The sequence below is a fragment of the Longimicrobiales bacterium genome (assembly GCA_035764935.1).
Lineage (GTDB): Bacteria > Gemmatimonadota > Gemmatimonadetes > Longimicrobiales > RSA9 > DASTYK01.
This window is the reverse complement of record DASTYK010000155.1, coordinates 1-23,731: the sequence shown is the minus strand read 5'-3', so window position 1 is coordinate 23,731 and position 23,731 is coordinate 1. Positions and strand designations below refer to the sequence as shown.

At 69.3% G+C, this 23,731-nt stretch carries 18 protein-coding genes and 1 tRNA gene; 13 read left to right on the top strand and 6 right to left on the bottom strand.

Annotation, left to right across the window (positions count from 1 at the left end):
• Positions 1–7 precede the first annotated feature (7 nt).
• From VFU06_13445 to VFU06_13420, 6 genes are all read left to right on the top strand, one after another.
• On the top strand, positions 8–1,567 hold the full coding sequence (locus VFU06_13445) for an NAD(P)H-hydrate dehydratase (protein ID HEU5210391.1): 1,560 nt from the start codon (positions 8–10) through the stop codon (positions 1,565–1,567).
• Positions 1,564–2,583 (top strand): thiamine-phosphate kinase, encoded by a 1,020-nt coding sequence (gene thiL / locus VFU06_13440; protein HEU5210390.1) that lies wholly within the window; start codon positions 1,564–1,566, stop codon positions 2,581–2,583. Before VFU06_13445 ends, thiL begins: the two co-directional genes overlap by 4 nt.
• Complete coding sequence (locus VFU06_13435; GenBank protein HEU5210389.1) at positions 2,580–3,323, top strand: lysophospholipid acyltransferase family protein; 744 nt, start codon at positions 2,580–2,582, stop codon at positions 3,321–3,323. The genes thiL and VFU06_13435 overlap by 4 nt, the downstream gene beginning before the upstream one ends.
• Positions 3,307–4,581, top strand: coding sequence for a phosphopyruvate hydratase (gene eno / locus VFU06_13430; GenBank protein HEU5210388.1), 1,275 nt, complete (start codon positions 3,307–3,309; stop codon positions 4,579–4,581). The genes VFU06_13435 and eno overlap by 17 nt, the downstream gene beginning before the upstream one ends.
• A 49-nt stretch (positions 4,582–4,630) precedes the next feature.
• A complete protein-coding gene (locus tag VFU06_13425; protein HEU5210387.1) occupies positions 4,631–4,930 on the top strand; it encodes a septum formation initiator family protein in 300 nt (99 codons plus the stop codon).
• 55 nt (positions 4,931–4,985) lie between these two features.
• Positions 4,986–5,058 (top strand) — tRNA-Met (locus tag VFU06_13420).
• Between the two features lie 97 nt (positions 5,059–5,155).
• On the opposite strand, the gene VFU06_13415 is transcribed toward VFU06_13420, so the two are convergent.
• A complete protein-coding gene (locus tag VFU06_13415) occupies positions 5,156–6,070 on the bottom strand; it encodes a universal stress protein (protein HEU5210386.1) in 915 nt (304 codons plus the stop codon).
• A 327-nt stretch (positions 6,071–6,397) separates the two neighbouring features.
• Here VFU06_13415 and VFU06_13410 point away from each other — a divergent pair, with 327 nt between their 5' ends.
• Positions 6,398–7,996 (top strand): peptide chain release factor 3, encoded by a 1,599-nt coding sequence (locus VFU06_13410; GenBank protein HEU5210385.1) that lies wholly within the window; start codon positions 6,398–6,400, stop codon positions 7,994–7,996.
• Positions 7,997–8,237: 241 nt separating this feature from the next.
• Here the strand turns inward: VFU06_13410 and VFU06_13405 are convergent, their stop codons facing one another.
• Complete coding sequence (locus tag VFU06_13405) at positions 8,238–10,700, bottom strand: ABC transporter permease (GenBank protein ID HEU5210384.1); 2,463 nt, start codon at positions 10,698–10,700, stop codon at positions 8,238–8,240.
• Positions 10,701–11,034: 334 nt separating this feature from the next.
• On the opposite strand from VFU06_13405, the gene VFU06_13400 reads away from it, so the two are divergent.
• Positions 11,035–11,325: a hypothetical protein gene (locus tag VFU06_13400; protein ID HEU5210383.1), complete on the top strand. Its 291-nt coding sequence runs from the start codon at positions 11,035–11,037 to the stop codon at positions 11,323–11,325.
• A 25-nt stretch (positions 11,326–11,350) separates the two neighbouring features.
• Here the strand turns inward: VFU06_13400 and VFU06_13395 are convergent, their stop codons facing one another.
• Genes VFU06_13395 through VFU06_13380 form a run of 4 tightly spaced genes read right to left on the bottom strand, consistent with a single transcriptional unit; the run spans position 11,351 to position 20,283 of the window.
• Complete coding sequence (locus VFU06_13395) at positions 11,351–14,458, bottom strand: efflux RND transporter permease subunit (protein HEU5210382.1); 3,108 nt, start codon at positions 14,456–14,458, stop codon at positions 11,351–11,353.
• Between the two features lie 5 nt (positions 14,459–14,463).
• Entirely contained in the window at positions 14,464–17,703 is a 3,240-nt protein-coding gene (locus VFU06_13390; protein ID HEU5210381.1) for an efflux RND transporter permease subunit, read from the bottom strand.
• A gap of 7 nt (positions 17,704–17,710) precedes the next feature.
• Complete coding sequence (locus tag VFU06_13385) at positions 17,711–19,099, bottom strand: TolC family protein (protein ID HEU5210380.1); 1,389 nt, start codon at positions 19,097–19,099, stop codon at positions 17,711–17,713.
• Entirely contained in the window at positions 19,096–20,283 is a 1,188-nt protein-coding gene (locus VFU06_13380; GenBank protein HEU5210379.1) for an efflux RND transporter periplasmic adaptor subunit, read from the bottom strand. Before VFU06_13380 ends, VFU06_13385 begins: the two co-directional genes overlap by 4 nt.
• 365 nt (positions 20,284–20,648) lie before the next feature.
• Between VFU06_13380 and VFU06_13375 the strand changes: the two genes are divergently transcribed.
• The 5 genes from VFU06_13375 to VFU06_13355 form a co-directional block, all read left to right on the top strand.
• Complete coding sequence (locus VFU06_13375; GenBank protein HEU5210378.1) at positions 20,649–21,125, top strand: hypothetical protein; 477 nt, start codon at positions 20,649–20,651, stop codon at positions 21,123–21,125.
• A 121-nt stretch (positions 21,126–21,246) separates the two neighbouring features.
• Positions 21,247–22,092 carry an HD domain-containing protein gene (locus VFU06_13370; protein ID HEU5210377.1) on the top strand — a complete coding sequence of 282 codons (846 nt, stop codon included), beginning with the start codon at positions 21,247–21,249 and terminating at the stop codon, positions 22,090–22,092.
• 57 nt (positions 22,093–22,149) lie between these two features.
• Positions 22,150–22,659, top strand: a complete 510-nt coding sequence (locus VFU06_13365; GenBank protein ID HEU5210376.1) for a hypothetical protein — start codon at positions 22,150–22,152, stop codon at positions 22,657–22,659.
• 1 nt (position 22,660) lies between these two features.
• On the top strand, positions 22,661–23,500 hold the full coding sequence (locus VFU06_13360) for a glycerophosphodiester phosphodiesterase (GenBank protein HEU5210375.1): 840 nt from the start codon (positions 22,661–22,663) through the stop codon (positions 23,498–23,500).
• A partial coding sequence (locus tag VFU06_13355; protein ID HEU5210374.1) for an ATP-binding protein occupies positions 23,497–23,731 on the top strand: 235 nt, incomplete at its 3' end. The genes VFU06_13360 and VFU06_13355, both read left to right, overlap by 4 nt.

Here is a 23,731-nt window from a genome sequence, read left to right as displayed (position 1 = left end):
TAGCGGAATGCGTGGACGCACGGACCGTCACGGCCATGAGATCTATGGTCGTGACGGCGTTGCTTTGCCGACCGCCGCGCAGGCGGCCGCCATCGATGACGACGCTCGCGAGCGCGTCGGCGTGCCCGGCCGCGTCCTCATGGAGAACGCCGGCCGCGCGGCTGCACAGCTCGTCCACGCCTTCCGCCCCGAAGGCCGCATTGTCGGCGTAGCGGGCTCCGGCAACAACGGCGGCGATGCGCTGGTAGCACTGCGGACGCTCGCGGCGTGGGGACGCGAGGTCGCACTCGTCGTGGCCGGCAGCAGTCCACCCGACGACGCGCTCCGTCACGATCATCCGGTAGCCGCTCTCGAGGGCGACGCCGCGCGCAGCGCGCTGCTGCACGCCGACGTGGTGGTCGACGGCATGCTGGGCACGGGCAGCAGCGGGTCGCCGCGCGGCGACATCGCGGGCTGGATCGGTGTGATCAACCGGTCCTCCGGATTCGTCGTATCGCTCGACCTGCCGACCGGTATCGACGCCACGACCGGTCACGTTCCCGCCGACGCCGTGCGTGCCGCACTCACGATCACGTTCGGCACACCGAAGCTCGGCATGATGCTGAACCCGGCGCGGACGTACTGCGGCCGCATCATCGCCGTCGAGATCGGATTCCCGCCGCAGCAATCCGCGGGTGCCGAGCTGATCACGCCTTCCTGGGCCGTCGCTCGTCTGCCGCGCCGCTCGCCCGACGCGCACAAGAACAGCGCCGGCCGCGTGCTCGTGCTGGCGGGCAGCGGCGGCATGGCGGGCGCCGCCGTGCTGTGCGCACGCTCTGCACAGCGGGCCGGCGCGGGGTACGTGCGGATCGCGTCAGTCATGCTGAACCGTTCGATCCTGCAGACCAGCGTACCGCACTCGACGTTCATCGACGCTGCACATCTTGCGGACGCAGAGCTTGGCAATGTCGACGCGCTGATCGCAGGCCCGGGAATCGGGACGAGCGACGATGCACGCGCCGCGCTGCAGCACGCGCTCGCGCGTACACCCGGCGTCGCGACACTGCTCGATGCCGATGCGCTGAATCTGCTGGGCCGCGAGGACGGTGCACTGCGCGCCGTTGCCGCGGAGCGTCCGGTGCTGCTGACGCCGCATCCGGGCGAGATGGCGCGCCTGCTCGGAGCCGACACTGCGCACATCACCCGCGATCCCGTGGGCGCCGCGCGCGACGCCGCGTCCAGGTTCGGTGCCGCGGTGCTCCTCAAGGGGCAGCCCTCCATGATCGCCACAGACGATGCTCCGCTTCTCGTCGCGAGTGGCGGCTCGTCCGATCTCGCCAGCGCAGGCATGGGCGACCACCTCGCCGGCGTCGCAGGGGCCTTCCTGGCCGCGGGCGCCGACCCGCGCACCGCTGCCGGGCTCGCGCTGCACTACAGCGGCCGCGCTGCCGTGCTGGCGAAGCGGGGCCGCTCGCTGGGACCCGAGGACGCGATCGAGATGCTGCCGCGTGCGTTCGCCAGCCCCGGCAGGCTGCGCCCCCCCGTCGCGTTCCCCTTCATCACGTTCGACCAGCCGGCCCGCTGGTGAGACGCAGCATCGCACTCGGCGGCGGCGCCGAGTTCGACCTGATCCGGCGCTTTCTCGCGGATGCGGACACGCAGGCGTCCGGCTCCGACGCATCGAGTCGCCACGTGCTCGTCGGCCCCGGCGACGACTGCGCCGTGCTGCGCGGCGGGCCGTTCGCGATCAGTGTCGACATGTCCGTCGAGGGGGTACACTTCCGCCGCGACTGGCTGAGCGCCGAGGAGATCGGCTACCGTTCCGCCGCGGTCGCGTTCAGCGATCTCGCGGCCGTTGCCGCAGAGCCGGTTGCCGCGCTCGTGTCGATTGCACTTCAACAGGCCGATCGCGATGACTTCGCGCCGGCGGTTCTGCGTGGCGTGCAGCGCGCCGCTGCGGAGCTGGGCGCCGGCGTGATCGGTGGCGACGTCGCACGCACGAGCGGCCCCCTCACGATCGATGTCGTCGCGATCGGCCACACGGACGCGCCGGTGCTGCGCAGCAGCGCGCGCGAGGGTCACGTGCTGTGGGTGACCGGCGAGCTGGGCGGCGCGAGCGCGGCGGTGCAGGTTTGGACGGCGCATGCGACGCCGGACCACGCAGCACGCGAGGCCTATGCGCGACCGCGCGCACGCACGCGCGAGGCGCACTGGCTGCACGTGCGGGGCGTGATCGGCGCGATGATCGACGTCTCGGATGGCATTGCCGGCGACGCTGCCCACATCGCCGCCGCGAGCGACGTGCTGGTCGAGATCGACAGCGCATCGCTCCCCGTGCACGCTGCGCTTCGTGCTCAGGCGAATGACGAAGATGACGCGCGGAGTCGTGCGCTGCGCGGCGGCGACGACTACGAGCTGCTGTTCACGGCGGCACCCGGTGCGGTCGAAGCCGTTCGAGACGAGTTCATGAAGTCGTTCGATGTTCCGCTCACGCGCATCGGTCGTGTCCGCGCGGGGCAGGGCGTAGTGTTACTGGGCAGCGACGGATCGGCGCAGCCGCTCACGACGGGCGGCTACGACCACTTCCGGGAGAGCAACACGTGATTCGTACGATCTGGTCGTACCTCATCGGGGCCATTGCGACGCCGCTCTTCAGCTCCGCGGCGATCGTCGGTGCACTGTTCCGGGCCAGGCCGCCCTACTTCGACGCGGTCGCGCGCAACTGGTCGAAGTCGATCCTGTGGGCGAGCGGTGTGCGGGTCCGCACGGAAGGGCTGGACACCGTTGCACTGGACCAGCCGCAGATCTTTGCGAGCAACCACGTGTCCTGGTACGACGTATTCGCGATCGCGGCCGCACTGCCGAAGCGGTTCCGCTTCGTCGCCAAGGCGGAGCTCGGCCTGATCCCGATCTTCGGCCAGGCGTGGAAGGCGGCCGGCCACATCTCCGTCGACCGGAAGAACCGCGCGGCCGCCGTCGCGTCGCTCGATGCGGCGGGTCGGCTGATCCGCTCGGACCACAGCTCTGTCGTCATCTTTCCCGAGGGCACGCGCTCCGCGACCGGCGAGCTGCTCCCCTTCAAGAAGGGCGCGTTCATGCTCGCCCTGCACACGCACGTCGACATCGTGCCGGTCGCCGTGATCGGCACGCGTCGCGTCCTGCCCAAGGGCGGCTGGCGCGTGCGCAGTGGCGAAGTTATCGTGCGCTTCGGCACGGCCATCCCGACGGCCGGCTATGACGAGCAGAACCGCGACGAACTGATCCGGCGCGTGCGCGGCGCCATCGAAGAGCTGCTCGCCGCGCCGGTCCGAACCCCGGCCATCGAACATGTCGGCAATCGTTAGTGTGCACGCTCGCGAGATCCTCGACTCGCGCGGCAACCCCACGGTAGAAGCGGAGGTCGTCCTCGAGAGCGGCAGCGCGGGTCGCGCGGCGGTACCCAGCGGCGCGTCCACCGGCGAGAACGAGGCGATCGAGCTGCGCGACGACGACGAGGATCGCTACCTCGGCAAGGGCGTGCTCGAGGCGGTCGAGAACGTGATCGAGCGCATTGCGCCCGAGATCGCGGGACTCGACGCCTTCGACCAGGTCGACGTCGACCGCGCGATGATCGCGCTGGACGGCACGAAGAACAAGAAGGACCTCGGCGCGAATGCGATGCTCGCGGTGTCGCTCGCCAACGCGCGCGCTGCCGCTGCAGAGGCAGGACTGCCGCTCTACCGCTACCTCGGTGGACCGCACGCCACGCTGCTGCCCGTGCCGCTCATGAACATCCTGAACGGCGGCGCACACGCGGCCAACAACGTCGACCTGCAGGAGTTCATGATCGCGCCTGTCGGGGCTGACAACTTCCCCGATGCGCTGCGCATGGGCGTCGAGATCTTCCACGCGCTCAAGAAGGTGCTCTCGAAGCAGAAGAAGAGCACGAGCGTCGGTGACGAGGGCGGCTTTGCACCGGACCTCGGCAGCAACGAGGAAGCGCTCGAGGTGATCGTCCAGGCCATCGAGGTCGCCGGCTACGACCTGGGCGAAGACGTGGTGCTCGCACTCGATGCCGCAGCGTCCGAGATGCACCGCAACGGCAGGTACGTCTTCCACAAGTCGACCGACGAAAAGCTGACCAGCGCGCAGATGGTCGACTTCTGGAAGGGCTGGGTCGATCGCTACCCCATCGTGTCCATCGAGGACGGGCTCGACGAGGGCGACTGGAAGGGCTGGCAGCAGCTCACCGCCGCAATCGGTGACCGAGTCCAGCTCGTCGGCGATGACCTCTTCGTCACCAACACGAAGTACCTGCGCCGCGGCATCGAGGAGCGTGCCGGCAACGCGATCCTGATCAAGGTCAACCAGATCGGCACACTGACCGAGACACTGGAAGCGATCGAGCTCGCACGCAGGAACGGCTTCAACGCGATCATCAGCCATCGCTCCGGCGAAACCGAGGACACGTTCATCGCCGATCTCGCGGTCGCGACGCGTACGGGGCAGATCAAGACCGGCAGCGCCAGCCGCACGGACCGCGTCGCCAAGTACAACCAGCTCCTCCGCATCGCCGAGGACCTCGGCGCGGCCGCGGAGTATCCGGGGCGGGAGGCGTTCTGAGAAGCTGCCCGACGCGTGACGTTGCGGCGGCGCGCCGGCCGGAGGCAGCGTGAGGGGCAAGGTGATCCTGGGCGCCGCGCTCGTTGCCGGCGCCGCCTATTTCGCCCTGTTCGGCGGCGAGTATTCGCTCCTCGAGCTGCAACGCCTCAAGAGCGATCTCGCCCAGGAGCAGGTGCGCCTGGAGGAAGCGCGCGCCGAGATCGTCCGGCTGCAGGCGCGCGTCGACTCCCTGGAGAACGACTCGGCCACCATCGAGAGGATCGCGCGCGAGCGGTACGGACTGATCCGGCCGGGGGAGCGGCTGTACCGCTTCGTGGAGGACACGGCACGGGCGGACACCCTGCCTTGACAGTGCGCCGTCAGATTGACGTTTTCCGGGAGTTCTGGTAAATTCCGTATCTCGTGGCTGGGTAGCTCAACTGGCAGAGCAGCGGAGTCATAATCCGCCTGTTGGGGGTTCAAGTCCCTCCCCAGCTATGCAGCGCCGCAAGCGACAGTGTCCTTGCGGCGCTTTGCTTTTGTGCGTCCCGGACACCTCAGGCCACGTCGTGGACCCGCCGGGCGTCCGAGCGTTTCAGTCCGTCTTCGCAGGTTTCCCCGGCACCACCAGCACCGGCACGTGTGCGCCGCGCACCACCTTGTCCGCCACGCTCCCGATGAAGAACCGCGCGACCTTGCCGAGCCCGCGCGTGCCGATCGCGATCATGTCGGCGCCGATCTCTTCAGCCGCCTTGAGGATCGCCACGGCGGGCTGCTGGTGCTCGACCACGCGCACGTCGTCGACATCCGGCACCTTGCGCTCCAGCTCGGCGAGGTATTCGCGGGCACGCCGACTGGCGGTGTCCATCTCCTCGCGCGTTACGCGCGCAGTATCCGGCACGTAGGACGAGATGAAGATGGGCGGCACCACGACCTGCAGGACGGTGCAGTGCGCGCCTTCCGCTGCTGCGGCATCGAGCGCGACCGCGAGCGCTTTCTCGGCGACGACGGAGCCATCCACCGCGACGAGGATCCGGCGTACCTCCGTGTGTTGCATCAGCGGCTCGCGCTCACTGCCCTCGGGTCGCACGAGCAGCACGGGCTTGTGGACGCGGCGCACGACTGCGTCCGCGACACTGCCGAGGTACGCGCGCTGAAGGCCACCACGGCCGTGCGTGCTCATGACGATCAGGTCGATCTCGTGCTCGTCCGCGAACCTCGCGACCAGCTCGGCGGGGTCGCCATCCTTGTGGTGGAGGTAGATACGGTGCAGCCCGGCCGCCGCGAGCCTGTCCCGGAGCCTGGCCAGGTAGTGCTCCTCGGATTCGAAGATGCCCTGCGCGAACAGCTCGGGCTGCGGCATCCAGCCGGCATCGATGCCGAGCGTCACGTGGTGCGCGAACAGGATGTGGAGCTCTGCGTTCTCACGCTGCGCCACGCCGATCGCGTGCGGCAGCGCGTGCTCCGCGAACGGTGACCCGTCAACCGGGACCAGGATGCGTCCGAGCATGGTTCCCCCCGTTGAAATTCCACCCCGCCGACCGTTCGGGGTCGGCACCGGACTGCTGCCTTCCGCTCGACGCTGCAGACCACCGCCGTCGAAACGCCGGGCGGCATCCGCTGCAAGATGCGCGCGACAGAGCGCTGTCGTTATCGGAACCAGGCGCCCGGGAGTCGGGAAAAGGACTACCGCACCCGACGGCTTTGGCCCCGCCGTTCCTGATGTTAGGTTTTTGCGGCACGAATCAGTGCCAGCGGAGGGCCCGGGAGGGGCAAGGCGCCGCGGGGTCGGACCCGGCGGCGCGTTCTGTTGCAGGAGCCATCAGGCAGGACCGTCGTGGCTATTCAGAGCCGGATGCACCAGGAAATCGAGCGACGTCGCACGTTTGCGATCATCAGCCATCCCGACGCGGGCAAGACCACGCTGACGGAGAAGCTGCTGCTGTACGGCGGCGCGATCCACCTGGCCGGCTCCGTCAAGGCACGACGCGCGCAGCGTCACGCCACCTCGGACTGGATGGAGATGGAGCAGCAGCGCGGCATTTCCATCACGTCCAGCGTGCTGCAGTTCGATTACCACGGCTTCCGCGTGAACCTGCTGGACACGCCCGGTCACCAGGACTTCTCCGAGGACACGTATCGTACCCTGACCGCAGCGGACTGCGCCGTCATGCTGCTCGACAACCGCAAGGGCGTCGAGACCCAGACCCGCAAGCTGTTCTCGGTCTGCAAGCGACGTCGCATGCCGATCTTCACGTTCGTGAACAAGTGCGACCGCCCGGGCGTGCATCCGCTCACGCTGATCGACGACGTACAGGCGGACCTCGGGATCGACATCACGCCGGTCACCTGGCCACTCTTCGAGGCGGACCGGCTCGTGGGTGTGGTCGAGCGCAGCACGCGACGCGTGCACCTCTTCCAGCGCGGCTCCGATCACGGCGCCGGCCGGGCAGCCGCCTCGACGTTCGACTTCGACGACCCGGCGGTCGTGACCGCGCTCGGTGCTGAGCGCCACGCGGAGCTCGCCGAGGAACTCGCACTGCTCGACGTCGCCACACCACCATTCGACGAGGACGCCTTTCTGCGTGGCGATCTCTCACCGGCGTTCTTCGGCAGCGCGCTCACGAACTTCGGTGTCGAACCGTTCCTGGAGGCGTTCCTCCAGCTCGCGCCCGGTCCCGTCGGCCGTGAGGCCGATGCCGGCCAGGTCGAGCCCGGCCAGCCCGAGTTCACCGGCTTCGTGTTCAAGATCCAGGCGAACATGGACCCGAAGCACCGCGATCGCATCGCGTTCGTGCGCATCGTGTCCGGTCGCTTCGAGGCGGGCATGCAGGTCCGAAACACGCGCTCGAACCGCGACGTGCGACTCGCCGCACCCCAGCAGTTCATGGCGCAGGAGCGCGCCGCGGTCGAAGAAGCGTTCGCAGGCGACGTCGTCGGTATCCACGATCGCGGCCAGCTCCGCATCGGTGACACCCTGTCGGCCAACGGCCCGCTCGCATTCGCCGACATCCCGCGCTTCTCGCCCGAGCACTTCGCGCGCGTCAGTGTGCCCGACCCGCTCCGTCGCAAGCACCTGGACACCGGCCTCAGGCAGCTGTCCGAGGAAGGCGCGGCGCAGGTCTTCTACGAGTCCGGCGCGGCCGGGCCCTCGCCCATCATCGGTGCCGTCGGCCGTCTCCAGTTCGACGTCCTGCTCCATCGCCTCGAGCACGAGTACGGCGTGACGGCTCGCCTCAGCGACCTGCCCTTCGTCGCCGCCCGCTGGGTGCAGGGCGACCGCGCCGTGATCCGCGACCTCACCACCGGCTACGGCCGTATGCTGGTCGAGGACTCCAAGGAGCAGCCGCTGATCCTGTTCGAGAGCGAGTGGTCCATGCGTTCCGCAATGGAGAAGGCAGGCGACAGGGTCGAGTTCTTCGACGTCTCGCCCTGACCTCTGCGTCCTTCGCCCCGCGGGGTCCTGTTTCACCGCCGAGGCGCTGAGGGCGCAGAGGGTGCGCTGCGGGTCTGTCGTTAAGGATGCGTCGGGGCGCATCCCGCTTCCGTTTTCTGTCTTGCAGTTGAGGGTGCGGACCTTCGACGAATCCTGCTGCGCGATCAACCACTGCAAGGAGTAGTTCTCTGCGCCCTCAGCGCCTCGGCGGTGAAATAAAGAACACTGGAAATCGCAGAAGCTACTCGGTACGCAACGCGTCCAGCGGATCCACCCGTGACGCCCGTGCCACAGGCACCAGGCTCGCCACAAGCGCGACCAGCGCCAGCAGCGCCGCCACGGATCCGAAGGTGACCACGTCGGACGGCGCAACACCGTAGAGCAGCGCAGACATCAGGCGCGTGAGCGCGAACGCCGCCGCGAGCCCGATGGCCAGGCCGATGCCGACCAGCAGCGTCGCGTGGCGCAGCACCAGGCCGCCGACGTCCGCGGCCTGCGCGCCGAGCGCGATGCGCACGCCGAACTCGCGGGTGCGCTGGGCGACGGTGTAGGACATCACGCCGTATAGGCCGACCGCGCCGAGCACGAGTGCAACGCCCGCCGCGATCGACAGCATCACCAGCGTGAAGGACGTCCGCGCCATCGAGTCCTCGACCAGCACGTCGACCGTCTGCACGTCCGCGAGCGGCAGGCTCGCGTTCACGTCCCATACGGCCCGGCGTACGGCGTCCATCAGTGCCGGCGTCGCCGGCGTGGCGAGTCGCAGCACGTACGCCATGGAGCGCGGCGCGTTGAGGCCCTCGTCCTCCCAGATACTCGGCTGGAGCATCGGCCAGTACGCGATGGGCAGGGCGTCCTGGTCCAGACCGTCCTCCTGCACGTCGCCCACGACGCCGATCACCTGCGACCAGGGGCGTCCCTCCATGGGTCGCACGCGCTGTCCGATCGCCGCCTCGGGCGTGCCGAACAGCTCGCGCGCGAGCGACTCGCTCAGCATCACGGTGCGCTGCAGGTTGCGGACGTCGTCCCACGTGTACGCGCGTCCCGCCACGAGCGGGGTGCCCATTGTCTCGAAGAAACCGGGCGAGATCCACTTGAAGCGGCGGATCGGCGGGACCTGGCCCGGCGCCATCGGCGCCGACTCCGCCTCGAGCGGGTCGTTCGACTGGTAGTCGCTCATCGGGATCGCCGATGCGATGCCGGCGGCCGACACGCCCGGCACACCCTGCAGATTGCGCAGGATGCGCTCGTGCATCAGCGCTACCTCCTGCGGCTCCTCGACCGCAGCAGAGGGAATCGCGAGTCGCAGTGTCAGCAGGGACGAGGGGTCCGTGAAGCCCGGATGCACGTCGCGCAGCGCCAGTGCTGTGCGGATCATCAGGCCCGAACCGGTCAGCAGCACCAGCGCCATCGCGAGCTGTCCCACCACCAGGGCGTTGCGTGCGCGGTGCCGCTCCCGCCCCGCGCTGCCGCCACGACCGCCTTCGCGCAGAATGCCCGACACCCGCTCCGTGCCATGACGCACGATGGGCACGAGGCCGAGCACCGCGCCCGCCGACATGGTGAGCAGCAGCGCAACGGCCACCACGGATCCGTCGATTCCCACTTCGGCGAGCCGCGGAAGCTGCTCGGGTGCCAGTGCGTGCAGCAGCTGCAGACCGGCAGCGGCGAGGGCGAGGCCGATCATGCCGCCCAGCAGCGAGAGCAGCATGCTCTCACTCAGGAACTCGCGCGCGAGCCGCGTGCGGCTCGCCCCGAGCGCGGTACGCAGCGCAACTTCACGGTACCGCCCTTCGGCGCGCACCAGGAACAGGTTCGCCACGTTGGCAAACGCAATCAGCAGCACCGCACCGACCGTCGCCAGCAGCACCCAGAGCACGCTCGCGACGTCTCCGATCACCTGTTCGGTGAGCGGACGCAGATTCGGCGCAAAGCCCGCCGACCGCAGGTTCTCCAGCGAGATCGGGCCGGGAAAACGCTCCATCGCCGGCTCCAGCAGTCGCGCGAGGTCCGTGTTCGCCGCTTCCAGGCTCGTGCCGGGGCGCAGCCGCGCGATTCCCGTGTAGCTGAAGTTGCCGACGAACAGCTGCGCACGATCGAACTGGAACGGGATGTAGATCGCCGGTTCGGCGTCGAGCACCCGGAAATCGTCGGGCAGCACGCCGATGATCTCACGAGGAACGCCGTCCAGCGTGATCGTCCGTCCGACCACGTCCTGCGCTCCGTCCAGCCGGTTCTGCCAGTACGCCCAGCTCACCAGCGCCGTCTGCGGGGCACCCGGCTCGTCGTCCGAGGGGCTGAAGAGGCGGCCGCGCACCGGCCGCGCCCCGAGAATCCCCAGTGTGCCGTGCGTCACCCAGGTTACCCGCACCTCTTCCGGGTCTCCGAGCTGCGTCACCGATCCGCGCCCGTTGGAGGTCATCCCCAGCGCTTCCAGCGTGCGCGACTCCGCCTCGTACGTGTAATGCAGCGCCGGCGACTGCGGCATGTTCCCCTCCGCGACGCCCGGCGCAGCGTGCCACACGATCGCCAGCCGGTCGTGCGCCGGGTACGGAAGCGGCTCCAGCAGCACCGCATCCACGACGGCATAGATGGCCGTGGTCGCGCCGATCCCCAGCGCCAGCGTTGCCACGCAGATCACCGTGAACAGGCGCGCACGCCCCAGACGCCGGGCGTGCTGTCGTACAGTGCGGATCAGTTCCATGTCGGATTCGATGCCGGAGTGATGATCGTTTGACGCTGGCCGTACGGGTTGGATGCGGAAGGGGTTTCCCACGTTGCACGAGAGGGTCGGCGCAGCTCCCGAGGGGACCGGACCTCCCGGGCCGCGGCCCGCGCGTCCCTGCGCTGCACGGGCGAGCGGAGGTGCGGAATGAACCGGCAACTCCCGCGTCGAGGACGTAAGCAGGAACCGCCGTCCGGGTGCGCCAGCCGCCTGTCGGTGCGGCGGGTGGGCAGTCACTGCCCATGGTTGAACTCTCCTGCTCCTTGTATATATTAGACGGCTGTACCTGAACCACTGTACCGTGAGAGACACAATGAAGATTCATAGCTGCCGCCGCTGCGACGGCTGTGGTCATATCGCTGGGGGATATAGCTGGGAGGTCCCGTGGACGCGCGTTGCGGCGAACACGGACGAGAGCGATCGCAGCCCGCTGCGCCCGCAGGCCTGCCCGGACTGTGGCGGAACGGGCGCGCTGCTGGAGCTGGATGCGCAGCCCGTCGCGGGACCGAAGTTCGCGACGCGTCGCGGGCTGCCGCAGAACCACTACATGCAGCACGTCGCCGCGCTGCTGCGGAGCCAGGCATTCCGCGCTCGCGCGAACTGACGGGATGGTCGCGGCGACGCCGCGATCAGGTTGGCGACAGGGTGGGCACCGCGTGCCCGCCCTGTTTCGTTTTCCGCACCCCTGCGGACTCTCTGTTCCGCTCGAGGATCAGGTAGATGGCGGGCGTCACGGTGAGCACGAGCAGGGTCGAGCTGGTCAGTCCTCCGATCAGTGCGTAGGTCAGCGCGTTCCAGATCCGCTCATTGGCTCCGCTCATGACCACCAGGGGCAGCAGCCCGAAGACGGTCGTGGCACTCGTCATCAGGATCGGGCGTACACGCTCCAGCGCTCCGCGCAGCACGGCATCGTGCAGTGGCATACCGTCGCGCCTGCGAAGCTGGTTCATGTGATCGACCAGCAGGATCGCGTTGTTGACCACGATGCCGGCCATCATGATCACCCCGACGTACGCTTCACGGGTGAACGATGCGCCGGTGTAGAAGAAGACGAGGAACACGCCGATCAGTGACATGGGCACGCTGAGCAGGACGCAGAAGGGCTGACGCAGCGACTCGAACAGTGCGGCGCACACCATGAAGATGAGCACGAGTGCTACGGCCATGACGCCGTAGATCTGCGCCTTCTCCTCCTCGTCCCAGGACCAGGCCTGCCGGTCCTCGATGGTGTAGCCGGGCGGCAGTGCGGTCGCATTCACGACGGCCTCCCGCACCAGGTCACCCATCTTTGCGGGTCCACGGAACTCGTAGCTGACATTGCGCGTGTACTGCTGGTTCTCGCGCACGACGCGCGCGAGCACGTCGCGCTCGCGCAGCGTGGCCACGTCGTCCAGGCGGACGGCGCTGCCGGTGGACGTGGGAATCAGCAGGCCGTTCAGCCGCTGCATGTCCATGTCGCGGTACCCTTCCAGCTTGACCGCGAACTGCATCTCCTCGCCCCCCACGCGGACCGTGCCCTGCTGGGTCTGTCCCGCAACGGCGGCGCGCACGTGCTGCACGACGTCGCGTGCGCTGAGGCCGTGCAGCGCCAGGCGCGCGCGATCGATTTCGAGGACGAGCTCCGTCGCGCGGTCGCGCTGGAACCAGGTACCTGCGGAGTTGGTGTCGACATCGCGGATGCGCGTGAACCGCTGGAGCCGCGCGGCCAGGTCGTCCGCGATGGCGCGGACCTGTTCGTAGTTGTAGCCGAGAATGCGGATCGAGTAGTTGGGCGGGCTGCCGCCGCCGCCGTAGAAGGAGGGGCCGAACCCGTACACGCGCACGTCCGTGCCGCCGAAGAGCAGGCTGTACTGGACGAGCTGCTCCTTGATCGCGACGGGGATCGAGGTGAGTGCGATCTCTTCCGGGAAGGTGACGCGGATCGAGCCGTGGCCCGGTGCGACATTGGTGACGAAGCGATCGACCTCCGGCATCTCGCGCAGCCGCGCTTCGAAGAAACGGGCGAGTTCGTCGGTCCGCTCGATCTCGCCGCCGCGCGGCTGCTGGATGCGGATGTCGATGTAGGTATCGTTGCCGCCGCCCCATCCCCAGAGCACGCCGCGGCTGACGTAGCGGTCGAACAGGTAGTACGATCCACCCAGCATGAGCAGGGCAACGGCGATCGCGACCCATGGGAAGCGCAGCGTGCCGCGGATGAGCCCGACATAGGCGCGTGCAATCCGGGGCAGTGACGTCCCGGCTGCACGACCGCTGTCCGCCATGGCGCCGCGGAGCAGTCGGCGGGAAGCAGCCGGTATGAACGTGAACGCGACGAACAGTGACGCGACCAGGCTCACCGCCACGACGACCGCCAGCGGGACGTAGTAGACGCGCAGCTCGCCCTGGAGATACACGAAGGGGACGACCACGATCACGGTGGTCCCCGTCGCAGCCAGGATCGGCAGCACGACCTCGCGCGCGCCGCGGTGCGCGGCCTCCTCGTCCGGGACGCCCTGCTGCCGCAGTCGGAAGGTGTTCTCGAGCACGACGATCGCGTTGTCGACGACCAGCCCGAAGCCCATGGCGAGTCCCATGAGCGTCAGCAGGTTCAGCGTCATGCCGCCGAAGTGGATCACGTTGAGGGTGATCATCACGGCGAACACCACGGTCGCGAAGACGACCGCGGCGGCACCGGGCGTGGCGAGAAAGAGGAGCAGTACGACGAGCACGATCGCGGCGGACACGAGGGCGCGGTTGCGGAGGTCGGCAAGCTGCTCCCGGATCTCCTCGCTCTGGTCGTCACCCAGGATGAGGCGCGTGCCGCTCGGCAGCGACGGTGCGATCTCCGCCAGTCGGGCCTTCACCGCGTCCGCAACCCGGACCGCATTCGTGTTGATGCCCTTCTGGACGTAGAAGGACACTGCCGGGAAGCCATCGATGCGGTAGTAGCTGGTCGCGTCCTCCCAGGTCTCGTGCACCGTCGCGATGTCGCCGACACGCACGATGCGGCCGTTGTCCGCCAGCACGGGCAGCTCACGGACCTCGTCGGCGCGTTCCGGCCGCTGCCGGATCGCGAGCGTGCGCAGGGTGCCGGCCGGCGTGTACACCGCGCCCGCCTCGCGCACGAACTCCATCTCCATGACTCGCTGGCGCACGGTCTCCGGCCGCAGCCCGAGCGACTGGATGCGCGCCTCGCTCAGCTCCAGCTCCAGCACCCGGTCGCGGCCGCCGAAGGCCGCAACGCCCGCAACGCCGTCGAGCTGCGCCAGGTCCGGCGCGATGTCGTCCTCTACGTACTCGCGCAGGTGCTCGAGCATGTAGGGGCCGGTGATGGTGTAGGAGAGGAACGGCCTGCGCTGGTCCTCGAACTCCCGCGGGACGTACGCCTCGATGCGGGGTGGCCGTGAGCCGAGCGGCAGGTCCTGCTCGATCGCGGCGATGCGTTCCGACAGCTCCAGTCGGGCGAAGTCCATGTCGGCATCCCGCGCGAACCACACCTCGATCGTGGAGTGCCCCTCTTCCGAGACCGACGTGATCTTCTCGACGCCGCGCACCTGCTGCACCACCGCCTCCAGCGGCGCGGTGAGGAACGCCTCCGTGACCTCGGGTGAGGCGCCGGGGAACTGAGTCACGATCGACAGGCGCGGCAGCTCCGTGTCCGGCAGCAGCTCCACCGGGATGTTGAGCCACGCAGCGACCCCGAGCGCCGCGATCGTGAGGTACGTCATCGTCACGGCGACGGGGCGCCGCAGCGACATCCGTATCATGCGACGCCGCTCTCGTCCACCGTGCCCATGTCGGCACCGTCCCGCGTGACGGTCCCGGCGACTGCTGCGCTGTCCGCGGCAGTCGGCGCAGGCTCGACGGGGCCGGCATCCACGGCCTGCTCGCGCGCGGATCCACCCGCGAAGGCGTGGCGCACCCGGGTGCGCAGGTCCTCGATCAGCTCGTACGCGACCGGCAGCGCGATGAGCGTCAGTGCGGTGGCGGTGAACAGCCCGCCGAAGACCGCAATGCCGAGCGGCGCCTGCAGCGCGCCACCGGCGCCGATCGCGAGCGCCATCGGCAGGATCGCGAGCATCGTGGTCAGCGTCGTCATCAGGATCGGCCGGAGTCGAGCCTGAGCGGCCTCGAGCAGGGCCTGACGTGTGGAGGCGCCCTGCGCCCTGAGCTGGCTCACCAGGTCCAGCATCACGACGGCGTTGTTGTCCACGATGCCGGTGAGGATGATGACCCCGATCAGCGAGATCGTGTTCACCCCTCCACCCGTCAGCCAGAGCGCGAGCACGGCGCCGATCAGTGCAAACGGGATGCTGAGCAGCACCGTGAACGGGTGCACGAAGGATTCGAACTCCGCCGCCAGGATCATGTAGACGAGTATGACCGCAAGCACGAACGCGAGTGCGAGATGGCGGAAGGAGCGCTGCATCTCCTCGTTCTCGCCACCGATCTCGATGCGCGTGTCCGGCGGTGCGGCGAGAGCCGCCGATGCCGTGCGGATCTCGCCCACGGCCTGGTCGACGCCGCCCTCGCGTACGTCGGCGAACACCGGCACGTAGCGGCTCTGGTCGAGGCGGCGGATCTCGACCGGGCCGACCCCCTCCTGGATGCGGATCAGCTCGTGCACGGGAACGCCGTCCAGTGAGAGCGTGGCCAGCGTCTCGAGCGAGCGGCGTGCGTCCTCGGGCAGCCGCACGACGACCGGGATCCGACGATCGAAGTCGACGAACTGCGTCGCCTCCGTCCCGCGCATGTACGTCTCGATCTCGCGTGCGATCCGCTGCGGTTCCAGGCCGTAGGACGCAGCACGCTCGCGATCGATCTCGATCCGGAACTCCGGCTGCCCGAGCTCCGTGCCGACGCGTACGTTGGCCAGCCCGGCGAACCCGCTGATGCGTTCCCGGATCTGCTCCGCATAGGCGAGCGACGCGTCCAGGTCGTTGCCGCGCACACGCACGGCAATGTCCGCTTCACCGGCGCCGAGCAGCGCACCGAGCGCGGTCGCCTGGCCGGTCTCGAGCGCGATGCTGCCGGCCGGCAGCGACGCCAGCTGCGGGCGCAGCCGCTCGAGCACCCGATCCGTCCGTGCGCCGGACGCGAGCCGCACGTCGAGCACCGCGGTGTGCAGTCCGCTCTCCTCCTCCTCGACACCTGCAATCGCCGTCTGCCGGCCGATGCGACTGAAGACCGCGGCGACGTCGTCGTCGGCAAGGACGATGGACTCGAGCTGCGCAGCCAGGCTGGCCGTCGTTTCCAGCGGGGTCCCGCGCGGCAGCGTGAGGCGCGCGCGAAAGCCACCCTGGTCCACGTCGGGGAGGACGCTGCGATCCAGTGACAGTGCGAACGGCACGGTCAGCAGGAGCAGCCCGAGACAGGTGAGCACCACGCGCCCGCGGTGCGCGAGCGCCGACTCCAGCCAGCCGCGGTAGCGCAGGGTGAAGCCGTCGAACCAGCGATCGAATGCGTGCAGCGGGGCCATGAGCCGCGCACGCAGCGCGGACGGGGCGGAGGGCGATGCGTCCTGCTCCCACCGCGCGGCCATCATCGGCAGCAGCGTCAGCGCCACGAACAGCGAGGCCAGCAGCGAGAACGCGACCGTGAAGGACAGCGCGGCGAACAGCTCGCCGGCCACGCCCTCCACGTACACGATCGGGCCGAACACCGCGATGGTCGTGAGGGTGGCCGCCGTGATCGCGCGCTGCACTTCGGCCGTGCCCAGTGTCGCGGCGGCAGCCGCACCCAGTCCGCGCTCGCGGTGCCTGAACACGTTCTCGATCACCACGATCGAGTTGTCGACGAGCATGCCGACGCCGAGCGCGAGGCCGCCCAGGCTCATGATGTTGATCGAAATCCCGGTCGCGTGCATGAGCGCGAACGTCGTGATCACGGAGATCGGGATGGCCAGCGAGATCGCGATCGGGTACCGTGCGTCGCGCAGGAACAGCACGAGCACGAGGAAGGCGAGGATCGCGCCGAGGATCATCTCCTGTACGAGGTTCGCGATCGCCTCGGCCACGAAGCCCGACTGGCTGCTCGCGACCTCGAGCGCGACCTCCGGGTACTCCGCGCGCAGCTGGCCGAGCGCCTCCTCCACGCGCTCGGCGACCCGTACCGTATTCGCGCCCGATTCCTTGTAGATCAGCAAGCCGACCGACTCCGCCCCATTGTAGCGGGCGAGCGACTCGCGCTCGCGGAAGCCGTCCGTCACGGTCGCGACGTCGCGCAGCAGGATGCGCCCGTCGGGTCGGGTGCTGCCCGGTGCCTGCTGCGCGATCACGACGCGGCCGATCTCGTCCACCGTCTGCAGCTCGCCGATCGTGCGCAGCGCGTAGCGGTAGCGGCCCCGGCGGATGGTGCCGCTCGGCGCGCTCGCGTTCGCTCCCTGCAGCGCCGCTTCGATCTGCTGCAGCGTGATGCCGTAGCTGTCCATGCGCGCGTGGTCGACGTCGACCTGGATCTCGCGCTCCAGTCCGCCGGTCACGGCCGCTTCCGCGACGCCGTCGATCTGCTCCAACCGGCGGCGGAACACCGTCTCGCCCAGCTCCTTCAGGTCCCAGAGGCTGACGTCGCCCGCGATGCTGATGGCCATCACGGGCTCGCTGCGCGGGTCGGTGCGCAGCACGACGGGGCGCGCGGCGCGCCCGGGCAGGACGTCGCGCAGCGCGTCGATCTTCTCACGCACGTTGAGCGCGGCAAAGTCCATGTCCGTGCCCCACGCGAAGCGCAGCACGACGAGCGAGGCGCCCTCGCGCGTCATGCTCTCGACGCGCTCGACGCCGGGCACGGTCGCTACCTGCTGCTCGACCGGCTCGGTGACGAACCGCTCGACCTCGGCGGGCGCGACGTCCGGGTAGCTGGTATGGACGATCAGCTTCGGGTAGGCGATGTCGGGCAGCAGGTCGACGGGCAGGCGACTGGCGGAGAGCACGCCCAGGAACACCAGTGCAATGAAGAGCATCGCAATGGCGACCGGCCTCTGGATCGCGAGGCGGGGAATCGACATCGTCGCCTCAGCTCTGCGGCAGGGGAGCGCCCAGCTTCTCTTCCAGCGCGACGCGCGCACGCACGAAGCCGTAGCGTGCGTCGAGTGCCTGGCGCTCCGCGTTGGACGTGTCGTCGATCACGCGCTGCAGGCTCAGGAAGTCGAGGGCACCGAGACGGTACTGCTCCGTGGCCAGCTCGAGGCGCTGTGCGCTGAGCGCGGCCTTCTGCTCGGCCAGCGAGAGCTGCCGGTGCGCGTTCTCGAGATCGATCACCGCAGCACGGACCTCGCGCTCCGTCTGCAGTCGCATCGCGCGCGCCTGTTCCCGCGCGTCCTCCGCGCCCGCCTCCGCCTGTGCGATGCTCGCCGCGGTCCGGAAGTTGGAGAAGATCGGCAGGCTGGCCGACAGGCCGAAGCTGAAGCCGCGCTGCTGCGCGCCGAGCTGGCCGAACGCGTCGAACGCGCCCGCCTCGCGCAGGCTGCGGTTGTAGCTCAGGTTCGCATCGATGGACGGCCAGCGCGCTGCACGTGCGGCGCTCGCCTGCCGGTCGGCGGCCTCGGCGAGTGCGCCTCGCTGCAGAACGGCGGGGCTCGACTGCAGCGCCTGCGCGACGAGCGCGCTCACGTCCAGCGACGCGGGGTCGAACGCGGCCGGCAGGTCCGCAGGGATTGCGAAGGAGTCCGCATCGTGGGGTGGCAGCCCGATCGTCTCCAGGAGTGCGAGCCGGCTCTTGCGCGCCTCGTCACGGGCCGCCGCCAGCGTCTGCTCCTGCGACGCGACGTCCACCTGAGCACCCAGCACGTCGACCTGCGTCGCGGCCGCGATGCGGAAGAGCTGCTCGCTCCGTTCCAGCCGCTCGCGCGCCGACGCCAGCAGTCGCTCCTCCAGCTCGATCAGCCGCTCCGCGCGCTGCGCGTCGTGCCAGGCGCGCTCGACCGTCGCGTCGAGCTGGTTGAGCGCCGCCGCGATCGTCGCCTCGGTCGCCTCCTCCTGCGCACGCGCGGCACTCACCCGCCGGAACATCGCGCCGCCATCGAACAGCGTCATGCGCGCGCTCACACCGTGCGAGCCACTGCTGCTCTCGACCACCCGCTCCTCGTCCTCGATCACCTCGCCGAAGTTGCCTTCGCCGGTCGACGTGCGTGAGGACAGCCCGTTGTAGCCGAGGGACGCATTCAGCGACGGCAGGAACGCACCGTAGCTCTGGCGCACCTGCGCCGATGCGACGTGCGCGTCGTTCAGTGCCTGCCGGTACTGCGGACTGTGCTCCCGCGCGAATCGGAGCGCATCCTCCAGCGTGAGCGTGGCAGGTGGTGTCTGCGCAGCGCCGCTCGCAACCGTGACGAAGAGGAGGGTGGCCACGGTCGCGCAAACACGCAGCGCTCCGAGCCCCAGGGACTCACGCGACTTCCTCATTCCGGCCGCCCGCCCGCCGCGCGGGCATTGTCGACCAGCCGCACGGGCGCGTCGTGCGTCAGCGTGTGGTGACCGCCGACCAGCACCACCTCACCGGGCTCGACCATGTCGGTGTCCGGGTTCTCGACGATCTCGACGACGTCGTTGTTCTCCAGCCCGGTGGTCACGTAGCGCCATTTCGCACGACCGGCCCGCCCGTTCGCATCGGGCGCGTACACGAACAGCATCGTGCGTCGGTCCCGCTCCAGGATCGCACTGCGCGGGACCAGCACGCGGTCCGCGAAGCGGCGCGCATCGAGCTGCACGACCGCGTAGAAGCCCGGCAGGATCCGACCATCCGGGTTGGGCACGGTCACGATGACGCGTGCACTCCGGGTCGCCGGGTCCACGATCGGGTTCACCGTCTCGATGCGACCGACGAAGCTCTCACCAGGGAATGCGGAGAAGGTGACGCGTGCGCCGCCGCCGATCGCCAGGTGACCGAGCGCGCCCTCGAGCACCTGGACTTCGAGCCGGATCGGATCGATGTCGGCAATCGTGACCAGCTCGTCGCCCGCCCTGACCGTCTGGCCGGGCACCACACGCAGGTTCGCGACGCGTCCGCTGAAGGGACTCACGACCCGCGTCCGTTGCAGGTCCAGCTCCGCACGACGCACCGCGACCTCTGCTGCATCCAGCCCGCTGCGCGCACGTGCGGCACGCTCCCGGTCGGCACGCACCGCAGCGTCCTCGATCCGTTCGTCGAACAGCGTCAGCTCCTGGTACTGCGCCAGCGACTGTCGCATCCGCGCCCGCGCCTCGGCCGCGGCCAGCGCATACTCCGTCGAGTCGATCGTGAGGAGCGGGGTGCCGGGCGCGACCCGACTGTTCTCCCGTACGCCGACGCGGCGTACCTGTCCTGCTACCTGCGCATGCACGGTCGTCTGCCGCCACGCCGCGGCCTGGCCCTCGGCTCGCACGGTCAGCACGAGCGTGTCCCGCAGGACGGGCGCGGCTTCGACGGGGATCGGCTGGTCGATCGCGAACGCGCTCGACGCGGACACGTCGGGCAGGTCGGGAGATGTGCCGAGCGTGTCGCCCGCCACTTCGCTGCGGGCACCGATGCGGGCGTAGATGCCGACACCGAGCGCGACGACGACGAGCAGGACGACAGCGGCGATGAGGAAGCGGCTGGGTACTCGCATGTGCGAACCGGGGAACGGAGTCATGACGGTCGGCAGGAGCAGCGGTCGGCTGCTCCCCCAAGATGCTGCCTGTGCACGTGTCGCAACAGTGGCTCGTCGGGTCGGGTGGATTGCCGAACGCGCCATGTCGCTGTGACGTCGGCATACTCGAACACGTTGCCTCGAGGCTTCGACATGCTGCGTTCAGGTGGTCGCGTGCAGGTCCGTTCAACGTGCATGGCGCTGACCCGGACCGATGATCGATGGATGGTGAGGCCAAAAAAAATCTTGTGTTTTCGCGCGCACGCGTATAGACATACACGCACACCCACTCACCCGTGGGAAGCAGTTGCTGGTTCCAAGTCCACTTTTCGAAAGGACCGCACATGGCAACGCGACGCAGGACCACGACGAAGCGGACGGCCCGCAAGGGCACCCGCAAGACGGCGGCGAAGAAGCGCACGACCAAGCGCGCCGGCGCACGCAAGACGGCACGCAAGGGCGCACGCAAGTCGACGGCACGTCGTACGGGCGCACGCAAGACCGCGCGCAAGGGCGCACGGAAGTCGACCGCTCGGAAGGGCGCACGCAAGACGGCCCGGAAGGGTGCACGGAAGTCGACGGCCCGGAAGGGCGCACGGAAGACCGCGCGCAAGGGTGCACGGAAGTCGACGGCCCGTAAGGGTGCGCGCAAGACGGCCCGCAAGGGTGCACGGAAGTCGACGGCGCGCAAGTCGACCGCTCGCAAGGGTGCCCGCAAGACGGCCCGCAAGGGTGCCCGCAAGACGACGCGTCGGAAGAGTGCCACGAAGTCGGCGAGCGCTGCACCTGCCGCCGGCAACGGCGGCGCAGCAATGGCCTGAACATTCGTAACGGCAGTCGGTTTGCGGAGGGCGCCACGGGGAACCGTGGCGCCTTTCCTTTTGGTGCGCATGGTGCGTGCATACGGGCGGGTGGTCGACGTGGATGACGGAGGAGAGACGCATGGTGGAGGAACTGCACGACGAGGAGTCCCACGAGTACCGGCGCAGCATAGCCGACCGGTTCGAGCGTCGCATCCAGATGAGCGTGCCGGAGCGTCACAACGAGAAGCTGCGCGCACTGGTCGCTGCCGCGAATGCGGACGACGAGCTGTACGGCCTGTGGCTCGCGGCGAACGTCAACGCGATCGAGCGGCTCGGCATGACGGACCATGGTCCGGTCCACGTGAAGATCGTGATGAACATCGCGACACGGCTCATCCGACTGCTCGCCGAAGGGGGCGTGGAGCCGTCGATCGTGCGCAACTACGAGATGGGGCGGGACGACGCGGAGGTCGTGGTGGCCGCAGCGTCGATGCTGCATGACGTGGGCATGGCCATCCATCGGACGGACCACGAGTCGTACTCCCTGTTCATCGCCCGAGAGCGCCTCGGCTCACTGCTGTCGGGGATCTACGATGCGCGCACGGCGGCCATCGTGAAGGCCGAGACCCTGCATGCGATCATTGCGCACCGCTCGGACGGACGTCCGCTCACGATCGAGGCCGGTGTGGTGCGCGTGGCCGATGCGCTCGACATGGCCAAGGGCCGTTCGCGGATCCCGTTCGCGGCGGGCTCGACGAGCATTCACTCGCTGTCGGCGGCCGCAGTCGACTCGGTGCACATCGAGCACGGTGAGAACAAGCCGGTACGGCTGCGTATCGAGCTGTCCAACTCGGCTGGCGTGTTCCAGCTCGACCAGCTCTTCCGCGAGAAGCTTGCGGGCAGCGGCCTGGAGCCGTACGTCGAGCTGGAGGCCAACATCGAAGGGGAGGGGGAGAAGCGGCTGTTCCAGGAGTTCCGGCTGTAGCGGTTTGCCGCCCGTGGACGGCGCGCGTATGTTGCCGCGAAACGTCACGGGAACCGAATGAGCAATCCGCAGCCGCCACGGCGACTCCACCCGGAGGTCTTCCTCGCGCGACGTCGCGCCCGACTCGAGCACCTGCTGCAGTCGCCGCTCGTGCCGCCACGCCCGTCCGGGTTGAGCGAGGACCGGCGCACGTTCCTGCGCGAGGAAGCCGAGGAGCTGTACTGGAACGAGCTCGAGTGGGAGAAGCTTACCGAGGAGGAGATGTCCCAGGGCGGCAGCGAGCTGGTCGAGCTCGCCTTCCCGGGCTTTCTCGCATTCGTCGACGGTCTGCTGCTGAAGAAGGCCACGGCGGACTCCAAGGTACCGGCGACGCCGCGCCCCGAGGTCGTCGAGGACGTGCTGCTCTTCCTGTCCACGCGCTACCTGGAACTGCTGCCGGCAACCGACGACGAGGCGCGCTTCGAGCGCGAGATGGTCGAGCGGCTGATCGATCTCGTGCTCTACCGGCTGCACGGGATCTCCGTTGATGCTGCCTCGCGGCTCGAGCTTGCCGGCCGCGACGACTGACGTGAGTGACGCCCCGCATCCGCTGCTCGCGGGTGCTCCTCTCCTGATCGCGCACCGCGGCGGCGCCGGTCTGTATCCGGAAAATACGCTGTACGCATTCACGCGCGCGCACGAGCTGTGGCAGGTCGACATGCTCGAGCTCGACGTGCGCGCGACCGCGGACGGCCACTGTGTCGTGATCCACGATCCAACGGTGGACCGCACGACGAACGGCACCGGCGACGTCGCAGCGATGACGCTCGCGGAGCTGCAGAGCCTCGATGCGGCGCATCACTTCACGCGCGACGGCGGCCGCACCTTCCCGCTGCGCGGTCACGGGGTCCGCGTCCCGACCATCGGCGAGGTGCTGGCCGCGCTGCCGGACATACCGATCACGGTGGAGGTCAAGACGGGCGCGGCGCAGCGTCCGCTCTTCGATGCCCTGGACGCCGCGGGCGCGCGCGACCGGATCGTTCTCGCCAGTGCGTTCGATCGCGACCGCACGCTGTTCCACGAGTGGGAAGGTGCACTGAGTGCGTCGGTCGAGCGCGGCCGCACGTTCTACACGCTGCACCGGCTGCACTGCGCGCGCTTTGCTTCGATGCGGGCGCACGTTGCACAGACGCCGGAGACCTGGAACGGCCGGCGCATCGTCACGCCCCGCTTCGTGCGCGACGTGCATCGCAGCGGAGCTCACGTGCACATCTGGACCGTGAACGAGACCGCCGACATGGTCCGACTCCTGGACTGGGGCGTGGACGGCCTGGTCACCGATCGGCCGGACCGGCTCGCGCAGGTGCTGCACGCACGCGTCGGCCGACCGCTGCCGCCGGGCGACCCGGAGCTCGGCGCGCTCGCGTGAGCCGCGCGGCGCCGGCAGCGCCGGGCGACGCACGGCCGCCAGTGGACGCGGCGCGCGCCCTCGCGCGCGTGGGCGCGCACGCGCGTGCTCTCGTTGCCCTGTCCGGCGGCGCCGATTCCATGGCGCTGCTCCACCTGCTCCGCTTCGGTCCGGCAGCGCTGCCTCCGGGTCACCTCCTGGCCGCCCACTTCGACCACCGGATGCGTACGGACAGCGGCGCGGACGCGGCCT